Raw genomic sequence first — 18725 nt, forward strand, 5'->3', positions numbered from 1 at the left:
TCTCTTAGGGAATTATGGTGCTAGCCGATTTTAATCAAAGGCATGGGCATTAAATTCATCAGAATTTAACGCTTTAGTAATAGTCCCTTTCGTTCCTTCAAGAGTATTAATTTGAATTTCCAATTCAGCTGGTAAATTAAAGACTGATTGAGCGGTTTTCCCAACAAACTGAGTAAAGTTAAATAATTCAGTTTCACCAAAATACTTCGTTTCAATTTTAATTGTCAACTTCTGTAACTCATCATCACGATAGCAAGCAACAGCTGACATCCCACTATTATTTGGAAAGAAATCATCCACACTATTTTTAAAATCACCATACTTATTGACTAAACCATCTTTACTAGCGATTGAATCATCTTCTGTCCCTGGAATAAGTGCCACATACTCTTCACTAATATCTGACCATTCGCCCAATTTATCGCCTTTTTCACTTGTAGCTTTTGCAAAATAATCGCCACCAGCAATATCACTGGCTTTAGCTTGTTTAAATAAACCAATCGTTACAGGGATTTTTTCCATTCCTTTATAGCTCCGTAGACGCTCTAAGACACCTTGGGCTATTCTTTTCCCTTCATTGACAATTGTTTCATCATCAATATTTTTAGTTTCACCATCCGTTTTAGTCTCACTATTTAGAGCAATACCTAAACTGATACCTGCCAAACGCTCTTTTTTCTTGTCCCAAAAATCTTGTTCTAAGACTTGCTCAAAAATAATTGGCCCCTCGCCTGGATTTAACCCATTGGGAGCCTCTTCACTGTGTTGTGTTAGCATAGCAATAATATCTTCACGCTTTAAGATTTGACCTTCTTGGAATAAATAGTTATCTACTGGATAGCTATCTTTAGATAATTCTACTAGACCATTTTCTAAATTTGAAGCATTATACGGACTACTCAGCACACTGGCTGTCAAGCCCCGAACAGCGTTAGGTTTGTATTTACCATCAACTAATACAGCCTGATAAGATTGACGGTCAATACGCCCCGTTGTGTCAACTTTGCCTGAATCTGATTCACTGGGATCAACATGTGAGGTCCCTTTTTCTAATTTGCCACAACCAGCTAATAAAGCCATACTAGCTACTGCTAGAGTAATTAATTTTTTATTTATCATTTACTAAACTCCCTTCAATCGCAACGATCATCTCTTTTTCATTCCATACTGTCACGCCTAGCTCTTGAGCTTTAAGTAACTTGCTACCTGCCTCGTCACCTGCTACAACGATGTCAGTCTTCTTAGAAACACTCCCAGTTACTTTGCCACCTAAGGCTTCTATCTTACTTTTAGCTTCAGTTCGCTTATAGTGGTGTAGTGTGCCAGTCAGCACAATTGTTTTCCCCATAAAAATAGAGTCAACCATTGATAAATCAGTTGCTGTAAGGCCTTTATAAGTTAAATTAACACCATTTTTTCTTAATTCTTCAATCAACAAATGAACTTCTTTATTATCAAAATACGTAACGACACTATCAGCAATAGTCCCACCTAACGAATTAATACCAATTATTTCTTCATATTTAGCCGACATCAACCCATCCATTGTTTGATAGTGAGCGGCTAAAATTTGAGCAGCTTTAGCACCGACATGACGGATACCTAAACCAAAGACTAATTTTTCTAAAGAATTTTCCTTGCTGTTTTGAATAGCTTGTAACAAATTATTAGCTGATTTTTCTTTGACCTTATCTAAACTTAAAAAATCCGTTTCTGTTAACGTATATAAATCAGCAACATCTTTAACAAGCCCACGATCATAGAGCTGTTCTAAAACACGAGGTCCTAACCCATCAATATTCATTGCTTGGCGTGACACAAAATGACTCAACCCTTCTTTAATTTGAGCTGGACACATTGGATTAATACAACGTAGTGCCACTTCTTCGTCAAGATGAACTAACTCACTTTCACAAATTGGACAGTAAGTAGGCGCCTTGTAAGGTTGACTATCAGCTGACCGTTTACTTAGTACTACTCGTGACACTTCAGGAATAATATCGCCTGCTTTATGAATCATGACCGTATCATTTAAACGAATATCACGTTCACGAATCAAGTCAATATTATGCAGACTCGCACGCCCAACAACAGTCCCAGCAACTTTAACCGGGGTCATAATGGCTGTAGGTGTAATCACACCCGTTCTACCAATTGTCCATTCAATATCATTAATGACCGTTTCAGCTTCTTCAGCTGGAAATTTATAAGCAATTGCCCAACGAGGTGCTTTAACGGTATAGCCTATTTCTTCTTGTTGATCAAAGTCATTCACTTTAATCACAATCCCGTCTATTTCATAAGCTAAAGTTGGTCGTTTTTCTTGAAACTCTTGAACATAGGCCCAAACTTCTTCAATTGTCTGACAGAGACGCCGTTCATGATTTGTCACTAATCCCAAGTCATCTAAAGCGTCTAACGCCTCGGCTTGAGTCTCTGCTTCTAACTCACCTAACTCAGCTACTGAATATAGAAAAGTGCTTAATTGACGTTCTGCTACGACGCTTGAATCTAACTGACGCAAACTTCCTGCTGCCGCATTACGTGGATTAGCAAAAATCGCCTGCCCGTTTGCTTCCCTTGCTTCATTTAGTTGTGCAAAAGAAGTCTTTGGCATGTAGCACTCTCCTCTAACTTCTAATGAAACAGTTTGTGATAGGCTCTTTGGAATTGACTTTATCATTTTGAGATTAGCCGTAATGTCTTCGCCTGTTTTCCCGTCACCACGAGTCGCGCCTTGAACAAATTTTCCATTAACATATTTTAAAGAAACCGCTAAGCCATCGATTTTCAATTCACACATATAGCTAAGATTGCCATGTACTTGTTTTTTTATCCGAGCATCAAAGGCCTTTAAATCCTCTTCGTTAAAAGCATTTCCAAGACTCAACATTGGCAAATCATGACTAACTTTAGTGAATCCCTGACTCACTGTCCCCCCAACTTTTTGGGTAATTGATTCAGCTGTGACTAACTCTGGAAATTCAGCTTCTAAGGCAACTAATTCTTGATAAAGTTCATCATAAACGTGATCCTCTACCTCAGGTTGATCAGCCACATAATAAGCTTGAGCTAAATGATTTAGTTCTGAACGTAATGCCTTGATACGCTGTTGTGCGTTTATTTTTTTCAACTATCTTTCCTCCTGCAACTAAATCTTTTCAATTGGGGCAAAGGCAGCTAATAATCGTTTGATACCTTGGCCATTAAAGGCAATATCTAATTCCGTTTCCTTGCCTGAGCCACCGACTTTTACAACAGTTCCCGCTCCCCACATCTTATGTTTTACTTTATCACCAGGTTGCCAGCCAGCGGATTCTCCCCCTGTTTCAACCTTTGCACTAACTTTTTTCTGAGTTGGTTGAACATAGCCTGTCTTACGGTAATTATTAGACATACTTGCACCTGTCTGTGTTGATGTTCGCTGTTGAACCGCGCTAGCTGAACCAACAGGTTCCAATAAAGTCTGATTAATCTCTTCAATAAAACGCGAAGGACGATTATATTTTGTCTGGCCATACAACATTCTTGAAAAAGCATTCGAAATAACTAATTTTTCTTCAGCACGTGTGATCCCAACATAAGCTAATCGACGTTCTTCTTCCATATCACTGGCTTCATCACTTTGGCGGATTAAGGGGAATATCCCCTCTTCCATTCCTAGTAAGAAAACGATTGGGAACTCTAATCCTTTAGCGGCATGTAAGGTCATAAGCGTGACTTGTGCGCCTTCTTCCTCTAAAGAATCAATATCCGATACAAGCGCTAAATCATTTAAAAATTGCGTCAATTTATCTATTGGGTCATCCTCTTCAGTTACCGTTTCAGCAAATTGTTTATCAAAAGCCTGGGTAACAGATAAAAACTCTTCCAAATTTTCTAACCTATTTTGGGCCTCAATCGTATCTTGTCGCTTAAGATCATCTTCGTAACCAGTTCGTTCCAATACTTCTTTTACTAAATCAGTCACTGATAAAAATGGTATCATCTGTTGCAGATCTTGGATCATTTCACCAAATTGAGCAAGCTCCTTGCTTGCCTTACCAGATATGTTAGCAAGCTCTACATTTATAGCCGCTTCTAATAAAGACCAGTCATGCAAGACTGAAAATTGACGTAATTTTTCTAAAGAAGTATTCCCGATACCTCGTTTAGGTTCGTTGACAATTCTTGCCATACTTAGAGAGTCACTTGGATTAGCAATCAAATTAAGATAAGCTAAGATATCCCGGATTTCTTTACGTTCATAGAATTTATGACCACCGACCATCTTATAGGGAATATTCGCTTTCAGTAACATCTCTTCCATAACTCGTGATTGTGCATTTGTTCGATACAACACTGCAAAATCGCCAAAGCTTTTTTTAGACTCCTGCATTTCCTTCTGAATAACAGATACGATATAACGCGTTTCGTCTCGTTCTGTTTCACCCCGATAATAACTAATTTTTTCCCCAGCATCATTATCTGTCCACAAGCGTTTTTCTTTACGTAGTTGATTATTTTGAATAACATGATTGGCTGCAGCTAAAATTGTTTTAGTTGAACGATAATTTTGTTCCAATAAAACAACCTTAGCATCTGGATAATCTTTTTCAAAATCTAAAATATTTTGCATATCGGCACCACGCCAACCATAAATACTTTGGTCAGCATCCCCAACGACACATAAATTTTTAAAACGAGCTGATAATAAATTAACTAATGTATATTGGGCATGGTTAGTATCTTGATATTCGTCTACATGAATATATTGAAATTTTTGTTGATAATATTCTAAGGTTTCAGGTGATTCTTTAAATAAACGAATCGTTAGCATGATTAAATCATCAAAATCTAGACATTGATTTTTACGAAGTTCTTTTTGATAATGTTTGTAACACTTCGCTGCTACCTGCTCATAAAAATTGCCTTGTTCAGCCTCATATTGTTCAGGTGTTTTTAATTCATTTTTAGCATTACTTACAGAACCTAGAATTTTCCTAGGATCATGCTGTTTTGGATCTAAATTTAATTCTTTTACAACTCGCTTCATTAGCGTCAGTTGTTCTGAACTATCAATGATAGTAAAATTGCTATTATAGCCAATCTTATCAATATCACGGCGTAACATCCTCACACACATTGAGTGGAAGGTTGACACCCACACATCTTCGCCACCGAATTCTAAAAGACTAGTTACTCGTTCTTTCATTTCACGAGCAGCTTTATTAGTAAAGGTAATCGCTAGAATATTCCATGGATTGACGTTCTTTTCAGTAATTAAATACGCAATACGATGCGTTAAAACACGTGTCTTCCCACTTCCTGCTCCTGCCATAATTAAAAGCGGTCCATCCGTCTTCAATACCGCCTCTTTTTGTTTTGGATTCATCCCATTCAGTAAGGAATTTGTAGTTGTCATGACTAATTTCCCCTCTTCACTAGTCACTAGTCACTAATTGTGTGAAAAGTCAGACTAGTAACATTATTTCAATCTTTTCTATTATAGCAAATTTTGGGCAAAACTTCTTTAAAAAAAAGGCGAATCTCTTGAATTAATCCAAAAAGAAAAGCACCTTATTCTATGAATAAGATGCTGTAAGTAATTATTTAGGTTTAAGATAATCTTAAAGTTTTGTTACTTCTGCTGCTTGAGGACCTCTATCGCCTTCAACAACTGTAAATTCAACTTCTTGACCTTCTTCTAATGATTTGAATCCGTCACCTTGAATCGCTGAAAAGTGTACGAATACGTCATCTTGGCCATCGATTTCGATGAATCCAAAACCTTTTTCATTGTTAAACCATTTCACTTTACCTTGTTCCATTAAATAGAACCTCCATTAATCTTTACTTATAATCATGTTTCTGAAAATCTGTAAGCTCCAACCAACAATCTGTTACCTAAGCAAATTTCTTCTTCAAAACCATCATTACATCTATCATTATACTGTACTAGAAACATAACTGCAATGCCTATTTAACCGTTTTCTTAATTTTCAAATTTCTAGTCGGTTTTACTTTTAATTACTCATCTATTGTAGTGTTATATTATCTACTTCTTCTAATAGATAAACAATTTGCAACTGTTCTCTAATCTGGCAAACATCGACGGACACATCAAATATAGTCTTAATATTGTCTACAGTAAAAACACTATCTGGTTTGCCTGATGTTATCAAACGCCCCGATTTTAAGGCATAAATATAATCGCAATAATTTGCCGCCAAGTTCAAATCATGAATCACTGCTATCACAGTTAGCGGTAAACGTCTGACTAGATTCATAAACGAAATTTGATTCGCCACATCAAGGTGATTGGTAGGCTCATCTAAAATTAGACAATCAGCTTCTTGGGCTAAGGCACGTGCCAATAACACCCGTTGCTTTTCACCACCTGATAAACGGGAAAATTTTTTATCTGCATAACCCTCTAATAACACATTTTTTAAAGCACCCATTGCAATCCTTGCATCGTCTTCTGTTTCACTTTGCCACCACTCTTTATGCGGCTCACGTCCCATTAAAACCATCTCAAGAACCGTAAAATCAAACTGCATATCATTTACTTGAGAAACAACTGCATTTTCTTTCGCAATGTCCCGAACACGCCATTCCTGTAACTCTTTACCATTAAAGTAAATTGTTCCCTCTTTATATGGAAGCGACTTACACATCGCTTTCAAAAGCGTACTTTTACCGCTTCCATTCGCCCCAACTATCCCGACAAATTGTCCTTTAGAAACAGTTAAGTTAATGTCTGTTAAGATTTTTTTTTTGTCAATCGATACATTAAGTTCCTTGACATTATAGATCACTACCCTCGCCTCCTTAAAGCGTTTTGAATCACTAAGTATAAGAAGAACGGTCCACCTACACTAGAAACTATAATTCCAATTGGAATTTCTGAACCGGGTATAATTAATCTTGCTAACACATCTGACCACAATAAAAATAACGCACCTACTAATAAACTAACCGGTAACATTTTTCGATGATTAGCACCTACCAATAGGCGTGCAATATGCGGAATAACTAAACCGACAAAACCGATAATCCCACAACTATAGACAACAAAACCGATTAATAAAGCGACTATCACAATATAAAGAATACGATATAGTTGTAAATTTCTACCCAAATTACTGGCCGTCTCGTCTCCAACTACCATCAAATTAAGGATACGCGCCTGAATAATAAACAAGACCATCGCAAGTGTTACTAAAGGAAATAACAACTTAATATTTTCCCAATTTGCACCTGACAGACTTCCCATTAACCAAAAATTCAAGGTCTGCATTCCTTCACGATTTTTAGACATAAATACAATAAAGCTTGAGGCCGCCGAACAAATGGCACTAATAGCAACTCCCACCAATAACAACTGAGCAATATCAGTTCTACGACCAATATTCCCAATAAATAAGACTAAAAATGATGAAATGAGTGCCCCAATAAAAGCTGACATCCCAACAAAATTAGAACCAAATGTTGTACCAACTCCTAGCATAATCGCTAAAGTAGCACCTAATGAAGCTCCAGACGAAATCCCTAAAATATAAGGATCAGCTAAAGGATTTTTGACTAGGGCCTGCATAACTGTCCCAGCTAGTGCTAGAGAGGCACCTACCAGCATTGCTAAAATCACTCTAGGCAAACGAATCAGCCACACAATATCAATATGGCTCACATCAACATTTCCACTTAAGTCACTTGTTCCTGATAGTTTATGCCAAATAATTTGATACACATCACGCCAGTCAATTCCAACAGAGCCTAAAGTAACAGAATAGATAGCAGACAAAACTAAAATTATAATTAAGATTAACAAAACCAAACTAAAGCTTAATCTCGAATACCATTTTTTTCGAACTGTCATTCTACTCGTTTCCTAAATCCGGATAAAGTCCTTGCGATATTGTTTTAATCCCATCTAGTGTACGAATTCCCGTTGCATATACTTCACTTAAAACAACTGGTTCAACACGTTTATTTTTAATTGCAGCTAAGCTTGCTAAACTGGTATCATCCATAATAGATTTTTCTGCTTGTTCACGTTCAATATTTTCACCGTAATAAACTGAGAAAATGACATCTGGGTTTAATTTTATTAAATCTTCTTTCCCAATACTTTGTTCATCAGCTGCGACTAGTTCAGCTCCTAATTGTGAGGCCATATCGCCACCAATTGTATCTTTACCATACACACGGTACATTCCATCTTTTGAGACTTCCACAATAATGGCTTTAACTGGTTTTGTCCCTTCTACTGCTTTTTTAGCTTTTTTAATTTCATCTTTCATCTCTTTGACAATCGCTTCTGCTTTTGGTTCAACTTTAAAGATTTTCCCAATATTTAAAATATCATCGTATTCATTTTGAAGAGTATCTGGTTTGACAGCACCACTATTTTGCATCATATATGTATTTGTACCACGGTCAATCCAATCAGTTACTTCACCTAATTTTTCTGGACCGAAATATGAATACCAACTATAAATTAAATCAGGTTTCAATCCCATCACTTCTTCTTTTGAAGGGGCTTCATCATAATACTTTATTTTTTCAAAAGCTTTTTCAAATTCAGGTTTAACATCACTATCTAATTGTGAAGCTGCCACAACTTTATCTTCTAATCCTAACGCCAACATAATTTCTAAAGGACTTTGATAAACAGTAACCACACGTTCTGGCACTTTTTCAAAGGTTAGATCAATTTTATCTTTTGCATAATTATAATTACTAACTGTAACAACTTCTGTTTTTGTATCTTTAGATGTCTCCTGAGTTGCTTCCTTGGTTCCTGTACTCCCACAACCTGCCATTAAGACTAAGGTTGCTGCTGCCATCACTAAGCTTGTACTGAATTTTTTTAATGTCATTTGTTTTACCTCTTCTTTTTTAATCGCAGAAAAAGACTGCGTTGATTTTGATTACTTGAGGGTAAAGGATAACCACCATCTACCCAAGTTTTACTTTCCGATGTTACAACGACGCCAGTTTTTGGAAGCTCCCTTGCTTCAAGCAATTCATAGTCATCTTTTGTGAGATACTCAATATCGCGTTGAAAAACTAACGCCAAATCACGTTCTTGACGATAACGCTCTACAAAGCGCCCATTACAATACTCATCAAACATTGATGTATAATGGATAGTTTGGTCGAACAAATTAACTTGGCCACTGTTACTGTAATACAGTGTCCTTTCAGGTGTTAACATTTTCCGACGATTATACTGCCATGTGTGTTCAATTGGAATAGCAAGTTCTAACCACATATGTCCACCCTTATTTAAAAACTTTGATGCTTGAGTCAAAACTGCAGTTAAGCTTTGTTGCTGCACTAGCTCTTGAAAAGTAGTATCACTAAAATAAACCAACTCATAAGTGACTGGTGACTCATAATTAAAATAATTCTCGACAACTGTCTTACAATTGTCCCTTTGACTCCATCCTTGTTTCACTAAATACATCATCATTTCTTCACTTTCATCTAAAGCCGTTACTTGATAATTAGCTTTTACCAGCGCCTGAGTTACTCGACCTGTTCCGCTTCCTACTTCCAAAATATTATGACCAGCTAGCGAGCAAATTTCTTGTAACTCTTGCTCATAAAAACTAAAATTATATTTACCACAAATATAAGAATAAGACTGAGCTTCTAAGTCACGATACACTTGCTGCATCTTGACATAGCGTTTTGGACTATTCATCCAACAGGCACTGCAAAGAGACCCTTTTAAATCATTCAAAGAGGTTCCTTTGACAATGCCATTTTTACTATCCCCTTCTCGCTCACTGTACAGAAACTTGCAACGGCGACAACTATAGTCTGACACTTTCATACCTCCTTTCTTTTTATACGACAAATAAGACATCCCTAATTAAGGAATGCCTTGTAGATTTCTGAACAATCACCATTGACCACTCTTAGCTACAAGACAATTTTCCCGATCCAATTGTCGAATGTTTCACATAAGAATAAGTATCCTGGCTTCACTTCATCCTACTCTCTCGTCTTCCCTAAAAGTGACTTTGTGAGATTTCGTCCGTGTTACAGTAGAAAGGGACTGCTGAGGATTTACACCTCATTCCTTCTTCTTGTGCTCGCTATTCCTTGTAAGTATACCGAAAGCCTTTTCTTTTATCAAGTCTATTAGTTAAAAAAATCACTAAGGTGACTTCAGCATAGCTTCTTGTTTTATTAAATGAGTTAATATTTTTAGAAATCTTATTTTTATTCTGCTTTCTAAGTAGAGAGATTCAGTTATTTATTTTATTAACTTAGAATCATTCACAAAAAAAAAGACTGCCTCTCTATTTAAAAGGGCAGTCTTTTTTTATTTTAGTAACAGGTATGAAATTAATCAGCTTTTTTGTTTTTCTTTTGAGCTTTTTCACGTTCTGCTTTATTTAAGATTTGTTTACGTAAACGAATGTTTTCAGGCGTTACTTCACAATACTCATCATCATTCAAGAATTCTAATGATTCTTCTAAAGACATCTCTTTAGGTTTTTTAATCACGTTAGTTTGGTCTTTATTAGCTGAGCGGACGTTTGTTTGTTGCTTAGCTTTTGTGATATTAACTGTTAAGTCATTTTCACGTGAGTTTTCCCCAATAACCATACCTTCGTATACTTCAGTTGTTGGCTCAACAAAGACTGTTCCACGCTCTTCAATACTCATGATTGAATACGTTGTCGCTTTACCAGTGTCAATTGAAACTAAGGCTCCGTTACGACGGCCACCAATTGTTCCTTGTATCATTGGTAAGTATTGATCGAAGGTATGATGCATAATACCGTAACCACGAGTCATTGACATGAATTCAGTTGTATATCCGATTAAACCACGTGCTGGAGCTAAGAAAATCAAACGAATTTGACCGTTACCAGTATGGATCATATCTTGCATTTCACCTTTACGTTGGCTTAATGATTCGATAATTGAACCCATATATTCTTCTGGTGTATCAATTTGAACACGTTCAAACGGTTCACATTTTACACCATCAAATTCTTTAACGATAACTTGTGGACGAGATACTTGTAACTCGAATCCTTCACGACGCATGTTTTCAATTAAGATTGATAAATGTAATTCACCACGACCTGAAACTGTCCAAGCATCTGGTGAATCTGTATTTTCAACTTTTAATGACACATCTGTTTGTAATTGACTTACTAAACGTTCTTCAATTTTACGAGACGTTACATATTTACCTTCACGTCCAGCAAATGGTGAATTGTTTACTAAGAATGTCATTTGTAAAGTAGGTTCATCAATATGTAAAATTGGTAAAGCATCTTGGTGGTCAACTGGCGTAACTGTTTCCCCAACGAAGATATCTTCCATACCAGAAACAGCGATTAAATCGCCAGCTTTAGCTTCTTGAATTTCAACACGGTCTAAACCAAAGAAACCAAAGATTTTAGTAACACGGAAGTTTTTAGCTGTTCCATCTAATTTCATAAGAGATACGCTATCTCCTACTTTGATTGTTCCACGGAAAACACGGCCAATCCCGATACGTCCAACATAATCATTGTAATCTAATAATGATACTTGGAATTGTAATGGCTCATCGCTATTATCAATCGGTGCTGGGATGTGATCTAAAATCGTTTCAAATACAGGATTCATTGTTTCCTCTTGATCAGCTGGATTATCTGATAAGCTTGATGTTCCATTTAAAGCTGATGCATAAATAACTGGGAAATCTAATTGGTCGTCATCTGCTCCTAATTCGATAAGTAATTCTAATACTTCATCCACAACTTCTGCAGGACGCGCTGAAGGTTTATCAATTTTATTAACTAACACGATTGGTGTTAATTTTTGCTCTAACGCTTTTTTAAGTACAAAACGTGTTTGAGGCATTGTTCCTTCATAGGCATCAACTACTAAGATAACACCATCAACCATTTTCATGATACGTTCCACTTCTCCACCGAAATCGGCATGTCCTGGTGTATCTAGGATATTGATTTGTTTGTCTTTATATTTGATAGCTGTATTTTTAGCTAAAATTGTAATACCACGTTCTTTTTCAATATCATTTGAATCCATTGCGCGCTCATCTAATGATGTGTGCCCATCTAATGTTTGAGATTGTTTTAACATCTCATCAACTACTGTTGTTTTACCATGATCGACGTGGGCGATGATGGCAACGTTACGAATATCTTCTCTTAATTTCACTTTTATATTCTCCTCACTATTTCTAAAACATCTGTTGCATGTTTAAATCTGTTCATTCTAAATTACTCGACTGTTCATTATAACAAAAAAAGCAAGTGAAAAACAACAAAAATTTTTCAGAAAAAACAGACTTTTAAAAATTTAATTATTTTTTAATCTATTTTACCGTTATTTTTTCTGCAACTATCGGGGTTGATCCAATAATTGGCACTTTTTTAGTTAAATCTAAACTTTCACCATTTAAGGTTTGGAGAGATAAACCTAAGCACTCAAAAATGACTTTTGCGGGTGCATAATCCCACGGTTGTAAATAACTTACATATGCCTGATGATGCCCTTTAACGACTTCTTTAAAAGCAATACCCGCACATCCCAACATTCTAACAGCAAGAGCTTCCATGGCTAGTTCTTGCATGCCAAAATGATTGTTTAAAAAAATTGATGTGTTAATATTAATCAAACCTTCTTCCAAAGGCTTATTAGGCACTTCAATAATTTCTTTCTCATTTAAATAAACACCTAATTCTTTGCTTCCCCATAATAATTCATCTGTCATAATTTCATAAATAAAACCTAATTGTCCTACTCCATCTTCATAAACAGCTAACATGGTACAAAAATTTTCTTGCTGTTTAATAAAGTTAAGAGTACCATCAATCGGGTCAATGACCCACACTCTGTTTTTGAAATCAGTCACCTGATCACCTAGGCCTTCTTCACCTAAAATTTGATCATTGGGATAGTTATCACGTATTTTTTTTATAAAAAAAGCTTCTATCTCCTGATCGACATTTGTCACTAAGTCTGACCGATTCTCTTTTTCAGCAACTTCAAGGGGCATTGCCAATTTAGCTTTGATGACTTCTGAAGCTTCATAAATCCAACCTTTTATCTCCTCAACCATCTCACGTTGTACCATCTTAAGCCCCCTTCATTTTCAACAACTTATCTGGTGCTTTCTTAGCAGATTGTAATGCATGATACAGTGAATATCCTGACACACCTTCGAACTCCCTACCGAGCTGGCGCTCTTCTCCAATGCTTTTAATCACTTGTTTAAATTGGCGGTGAGTTTCTAAAAAATCACTTGCCGGTATTCCCTGTTCATAAGCCGCTTCAACTGCTTGCCACATATCCATGACAATAACCATCTCTTCTGGCTTCCAATCGATGTCTAATGGATAACTATAATTTTCTTCCACATAATCACCTTTTACTTTATATTTTATTTTAAGTGTATCAAAAAAAAAGAACTTCGTATAGGGAATGAACTTCTTAAATAGAATTTATAAAAAAGAAGAAACCCACTACAAAGCGAGTTTCTTATCTTTAAATTTAGGACTCATTTTGGGTTAGAGCTGTTTCTTGCTCATGTTTAGGTAACTCTTTATCAGGAAAAACTATTTTAAACGTTGTCCCAACTCCCTTTTCACTCATTACCTCAATATGACCTTTATGGAGTTTGACAAGTTGATGCACGATTGCTAGACCTAAACCTGACTCGCCATACTTAGTATTTTTACGTGACGGGTCAACTTTATAGTAACGCTCCCAAATATTTTTTACCTCATCCTGACTCATACCAATTCCTGTATCACTAATTTCAACGATTGTCTCTAAATAACTTTTTGTAAGACTCAATTCAATTTTACCATCTGTTGTAAACTGAATCGCATTCTGAGTAATATTAACAATCACTTGGACAAAACGATCATAATCAGCATAGACCATCACTGCGTCGGTAGTGAGTAAACATAACGTATTTCCTGAGGCTTCTGCTTTCCCTTGTAATTGCTGGACGATTTGGGACAAGGCTTCGGTCCCGTTAAAAGTTTGTTTGACCATTTTAATTTGATTGCTACGAATTTTTTCATAATCAAGATTTTCATTGACTAGACGTATCAAACGTGTTGTTTCATTTCGCATCAACTTGATACACTTCTCCTCTTGATCCTTTGGAATAGCATTATAAGCAATTCCTTCAAGTAAGCCATTAATAGTCGTGAGTGGCGTTCTCATCTCGTGAGCAGCATCTGCCATGAATTGCCGCCGTCGATTTTCTTGGCGCTCAATTTCCTCATTAGACTCTTTCAGCGCTTCCGCCATTCGATTAAAATCTTGAGCCAACTCATCAAGTTCATCATTGCCTTTTATTTCAAGATCAACATCAAAATTACCTTCCGCTATTTGTCTAGTAGCTTTTTTCATACGATTGATCCGATTCACTTGAAATCTAGCAATACCATAACTGAAGAATAATGCAATTACACTTGATATTAGAAAACCTTTAAATAAGTTTTCAATTAAAGCCTTCATACTCTGTTCCATATATTTAATTGGCTGTAAGACAGCTATTGCTCCATAAAATTTCGTCTCATGACCATTACTAATATACAAAGGTTTTAAAATCATCGCAGCTAATTCTTTCCGATGACTCCCAACAGGTGCTTCCAAAGTTGTTCTAACAGCCGTACCATCACCTTTTTGAACATTTTTCCAAGATTCGTCACTAATAAAACTTGGGCTGCTTCCTTCCACTTCATCTGGGTGCTGAACCACTTTTTGAGCATCGATATACATAAACACAACTTGTTGATGTTGTAAAGCTACCTCTGTCAAACGAATATTCGATAACAGTTCCCCCGGCTCATCCATACTATTCTCACGAATTGAATCTGCATATCCTTCCATTTGTTGATAGGTTGTTGTCATCATCGTTTGTCTTGTAAATTGTGTAAAAGATACGCCTACTATAATCAAGATGGTTAAAATAATCGCCCAGAAAGCAATCATCTGTTGAAACAGGTATTTCATTAAACTATGACTCCAGAATCATCAAATTTATAACCTACGCCCCAAACAGTCTGAATCACTTGTGGGCCAACTTTTTCAATTTTTTGGCGCAATTTTTTAATATGTGCATCAACTGTTCGTTCATCACCGAAATACTGATAATCCCAAACCATTTCCAATAACTGCTCTCTAGAAAAAACTTGACGTGGTTTTTTAGCCAAAGTGTATAATAAATCAAACTCTTTTGGGGTCAAGCCTGCTATTAACTGGTCTGATAAATAAGCCTCTCTTGTTTTAGTATTCATTTTAAAGTGCTCTGTCATCACATCAAAGCCCGTTTCACTATCTGCTAATACAAGATTCGCTTCCGCTAACTCTGCTCGGCGGTGAAGCGCCTTAATTCTAGCAATTAGAGTCAATGGGCTAAATGGTTTGGTAACATAATCATCGGCTCCCATTTCTAGACCAATGACTTGATCACTTTCTGAGTCACGTGCTGTCAACATAATAATCGGTACAGTATTGGACACTTTGCGAATTTCACGACAAACAGCAACCCCGTCCATCGTTGGTAAGTTTAAATCAAGTGTTATCATATCCCACTCATTTGGACTAGCTAAAAAAGTCTCCAAACCTTCTTTGCCATCGTATTTAAACGTTGCCTCCCATTTTTCATTTAAGAAGAACATCTGCATCATTTCGGATACCGATTCATTATCTTCAATCATCAGTACTCTCATACCTAAAACCCCTTTTCTCTACATTCTTTACCTCATTATACTACAATTAGTTACACTGATGACAACTTTGCTTTTTTATTCTAAAATCATTCACTTTATTCATCATTCATTCATATTTACGACCCTTTAGGTGAATCCTTCCCACTAAAATTCACACATTTCTAGCCTTAATAGATGATTTTTGTTACACTCTTAAGTATCACTTGGTTACTTAGGTATCTTCTTAAGGACCGATCTTAAAGGAGTTTTTTTACTATGACAACAGTTAATGGATTAGCATTTTTTGATTTAGATGGTACGCTTTTAGATGGCAACTCACAAATCACGCCAGAAATTAGCGCAGCAATGAAAGCGTTACAAGACAATAAGATTATTCCAGTTATTGCAACCGGTCGAACTAATTTGGAAGTAACTGATTTTGCAGAAAAAACTGGTATCAACTCATTCATTACAATGAATGGGCAACATGTTTTATTTGAAGGCGAGATTGTTTATAGTCAAATTATTCCGAAAGATGTTTGTCGACGTTTGCATCATAAAACACAAGAATTAAATCATGAAATTGGTTACTATACGCCAGAATCAATTCGTGTCTCAGCACATACTCCTATGGTAAAAAAAGCTTATGACTTCATTAATTCACCCCTACCAAGACTTGATTCTACGTTTTATGAAGAAAATAACGTTAATATGTTTTTAGCATTTTGCGAAGAAGATGATACCTTATATCATGAAGCATTTCCGGAGCTAACTTTCTTTAGAAATGGTCCCCATGCTATTGATATTATTAGCAAAGGCGGTTCTAAAGGAAACGGCGTGCGTGAACTAGTGAAAGCATTGAATTTGGAAGGCGTACCGACTTATGGTTTTGGTGATGGGACTAATGACATCGATCTCCTAAAAGCTTGTGATAACCGAATTGCTATGGGAAATGCTATTCCTGCCTTGAAAGAACTTGCGACCTATATTACTGCTAAAAATACAGAAGGTGGCATTGTTCAAGCTTTGCGTCATTTTAATTTAATCGATTAGCCCAAGTAGAATCAAAGAACCAGTTACTGATAGCTTGTTCTTTGATTTTTTTTTTAGGTATGTTATACTACTTTTAGTAAAGTTTATTTCCGACACACCCTTATTATTTTATTAAGGGGGCGTTACGGATTCGACAGGTTCAGTTCGAGCTTGGATTGCGTTCCGTAGGTTACGTCTACGTAAAAACGTTACAGTTAAATATAACTGCTAAAAACGAAAACACTTTCGCTTTAGCTGCGTAAAACCAGCGGGTGAAGATCCTTCCGGCATCACCCATGTGCTCGGGTAAGGGTCTCAAATTAAGTGGGATACGCTAAATGTTTCCGTCTGGAATGTTTAGAAGAGATCATCAGACTAGCGAAGAAGTATGTTTGTTTTATGTCAGAACTCTAAGCGAAACTTCAAACATAAAACTATGAGCGTAGATATTTAAGTGCCGATGTGCTTGGACGCGGGTTCGACTCCCGCCGCCTCCATTATTGGAGTAAAAACAATCAGTTAAAACTGATTGTTTTTTATTTTACTTATTTCTCTAGCAATAGTTATCTTTATTTAAACCAAAAAGACTCGCTATAGCTAACTATAGCGAGTCTTTTTTATCTTTCGATGGCATCAATAACCGTCACGCCATCAGCTTTCTTAGAATCTAACTCAAATTCTTTTGAGTCTGATGTTGTTTCTGTAATAATATAATAAAATTCTTCTGCCTCTTCATCACTTAAATCATCTATAGTCAAATAACCACTATACAATTTATCTGATAATTTTTCATTAAGCAACGTATCATTAAAGGATATTAGCCCGGTCTTTTGGATTGCTTCTGGTTTTAACTGCCCTTTTTCATCATAATCTTCTGGAATAGAAGATAATTGATTATAGTCTGTAAAAAGAATCTCCTCATTACGCACAATTTTACCTGATTTGTTTAATTCAACCGTAATTTCAGGTTTTTGCCAGTCTACAGTCTGGTACTCTTTTTCTTTTGACAAGTAGTCAACTATATTTTCTAATTCCTTAATTTCTGCTTGATTTAGCTCTGTCTCCCCATTTTCTAACTGGTTCTCTTCCTGTTCCTCTTTTAATTCCTTAATTTGATTAGTCAAATCATTGACCATTAAATCTTTAGAACGTTCAAATTGAGCTTTATTCGACTTTTCTAATTCTGAGACAAGTTCATCAGCCGTTTTATTTTCTAACTTTTTCAAAGTAGAACCGGTTCCTGCCGTATCATAAACTTTTATTTTGCCATTCTTTGAAATCATCACTTGTTCGATAATATTATCAGCATTAATACTTGCCTTATCTTTAGTATAGCCAATAAACCAGACACGTTCTTTTTCATTTTTTAATTGTTGTTGAATCGTATTAGCTTCTTTCGCTTCTTTCTCAATTTTTTTACGTTTTTTCTTATCTTGCGCCACTACTTTTTCTTTTTCAGCTTTTTCTACTTTTTCAGCTGGAGCTTTTGGGTCTTGATTTTTTTTCTTCGGCAAGTCTTTCTTTCCACCTATTCGCTTAGACTTTTCTTTTTCCTCACCTTTAATTTCTTTAGTTTTTTTAACATTACCGCTCTCTTCTACCTTACTTTCCTGTTTATCTTTCGGTTTTTCTCGTTGTCTGGCTTCTTTTTCAGCTTTTAATTTTTTAATCAGTTGACGATCTTTGATACGTTTAGCTTCTTCTTGCTCTTTTTTTGAAACTTCTGATAGACTTTCTTTTTTATCGCTATCGTTGGTCACTTTTTTAGCTTTCTTTTCCTCTTTTACCACCGTTTTTTTATCACTATTTGATGCTGAATCAGACGGTCTAGGATCTGGCTTACAACCTGTTAAAGCCAAGCTAGCTAGTATTAGTACACTTACTATTTTAATTTTTTTCATTTTGACACTCCTTTATATCGCAACAGTTCTTACCAAAATAGTATCATTCTCTTTCTCAAAAAACTACTATTTAACACCCTTTTTTAACTATTTAGCT

15 protein-coding genes, 1 other RNA gene and 1 riboswitch are annotated in these 18725 nt (G+C 36.0%); of the genes, 2 read left to right on the plus strand and 14 right to left on the minus strand.

From position 1 onward, the window contains the following. Positions 1-30: 30 nt before the first annotated feature. The 13 genes from OL234_RS08530 to OL234_RS08590 form a co-directional block, all read right to left on the minus strand. Complete coding sequence (locus OL234_RS08530) at positions 31-1119, minus strand: CamS family sex pheromone protein (RefSeq protein WP_275468811.1); 1089 nt, start codon at positions 1117-1119, stop codon at positions 31-33. Continuing rightward, positions 1109-3133 (minus strand): NAD-dependent DNA ligase LigA, encoded by a 2025-nt coding sequence (gene ligA, locus OL234_RS08535; protein ID WP_275468812.1) that lies wholly within the window; start codon positions 3131-3133, stop codon positions 1109-1111. Before ligA ends, OL234_RS08530 begins: the two co-directional genes overlap by 11 nt. A gap of 18 nt (positions 3134-3151) precedes the next feature. Further along, a complete protein-coding gene (gene pcrA, locus OL234_RS08540; RefSeq protein WP_275468813.1) occupies positions 3152-5404 on the minus strand; it encodes a DNA helicase PcrA in 2253 nt (750 codons plus the stop codon). Between the two features lie 205 nt (positions 5405-5609). Next, positions 5610-5810 (minus strand): cold-shock protein, encoded by a 201-nt coding sequence (locus OL234_RS08545; RefSeq protein ID WP_275468814.1) that lies wholly within the window; start codon positions 5808-5810, stop codon positions 5610-5612. A gap of 207 nt (positions 5811-6017) precedes the next feature. Then, positions 6018-6800 (minus strand): ABC transporter ATP-binding protein, encoded by a 783-nt coding sequence (locus OL234_RS08550; RefSeq protein ID WP_275468815.1) that lies wholly within the window; start codon positions 6798-6800, stop codon positions 6018-6020. Continuing rightward, positions 6800-7861, minus strand: coding sequence for a FecCD family ABC transporter permease (locus OL234_RS08555; protein WP_275468816.1), 1062 nt, complete (start codon positions 7859-7861; stop codon positions 6800-6802). The genes OL234_RS08550 and OL234_RS08555 overlap by 1 nt, the downstream gene beginning before the upstream one ends. 1 nt (position 7862) lies before the next feature. Then, positions 7863-8864 (minus strand): ABC transporter substrate-binding protein, encoded by a 1002-nt coding sequence (locus OL234_RS08560; protein WP_275468817.1) that lies wholly within the window; start codon positions 8862-8864, stop codon positions 7863-7865. A 5-nt stretch (positions 8865-8869) separates the two neighbouring features. Continuing rightward, on the minus strand, positions 8870-9820 hold the full coding sequence (locus tag OL234_RS08565) for a methyltransferase domain-containing protein (RefSeq protein ID WP_275468818.1): 951 nt from the start codon (positions 9818-9820) through the stop codon (positions 8870-8872). Between the two features lie 124 nt (positions 9821-9944). Continuing rightward, positions 9945-10115: riboswitch (cobalamin riboswitch) on the minus strand. 229 nt (positions 10116-10344) lie between these two features. Continuing rightward, positions 10345-12183, minus strand: a complete 1839-nt coding sequence (typA, locus tag OL234_RS08570; RefSeq protein WP_275468819.1) for a translational GTPase TypA — start codon at positions 12181-12183, stop codon at positions 10345-10347. Between the two features lie 157 nt (positions 12184-12340). Next, a complete protein-coding gene (locus tag OL234_RS08575) occupies positions 12341-13102 on the minus strand; it encodes an inositol monophosphatase family protein (protein ID WP_275468820.1) in 762 nt (253 codons plus the stop codon). A gap of 1 nt (position 13103) precedes the next feature. Next, positions 13104-13385 carry a UPF0223 family protein gene (locus OL234_RS08580; protein ID WP_275468821.1) on the minus strand — a complete coding sequence of 94 codons (282 nt, stop codon included), beginning with the start codon at positions 13383-13385 and terminating at the stop codon, positions 13104-13106. Positions 13386-13518: 133 nt separating this feature from the next. Beyond that, positions 13519-14997: an ATP-binding protein gene (locus OL234_RS08585; protein ID WP_275468822.1), complete on the minus strand. Its 1479-nt coding sequence runs from the start codon at positions 14995-14997 to the stop codon at positions 13519-13521. Further along, positions 14997-15716 (minus strand): winged helix-turn-helix domain-containing protein, encoded by a 720-nt coding sequence (locus OL234_RS08590; protein ID WP_275468823.1) that lies wholly within the window; start codon positions 15714-15716, stop codon positions 14997-14999. Before OL234_RS08590 ends, OL234_RS08585 begins: the two co-directional genes overlap by 1 nt. Before the next feature lie 255 nt (positions 15717-15971). Here OL234_RS08590 and OL234_RS08595 point away from each other — a divergent pair, with 255 nt between their 5' ends. Then, positions 15972-16748: a Cof-type HAD-IIB family hydrolase gene (locus OL234_RS08595; protein WP_275468824.1), complete on the plus strand. Its 777-nt coding sequence runs from the start codon at positions 15972-15974 to the stop codon at positions 16746-16748. A 115-nt stretch (positions 16749-16863) separates the two neighbouring features. Further along, positions 16864-17227: a transfer-messenger RNA gene (ssrA, locus tag OL234_RS08600) on the plus strand. Between the two features lie 117 nt (positions 17228-17344). Here ssrA and OL234_RS08605 read toward each other — a convergent pair. Next, positions 17345-18628: a hypothetical protein gene (locus OL234_RS08605; protein WP_275468825.1), complete on the minus strand. Its 1284-nt coding sequence runs from the start codon at positions 18626-18628 to the stop codon at positions 17345-17347. Positions 18629-18725: the final 97 nt, after the last annotated feature.

The organism is Vagococcus intermedius (assembly GCF_029144185.1).
Classification (GTDB): domain Bacteria; phylum Bacillota; class Bacilli; order Lactobacillales; family Vagococcaceae; genus Vagococcus_D; species Vagococcus_D intermedius.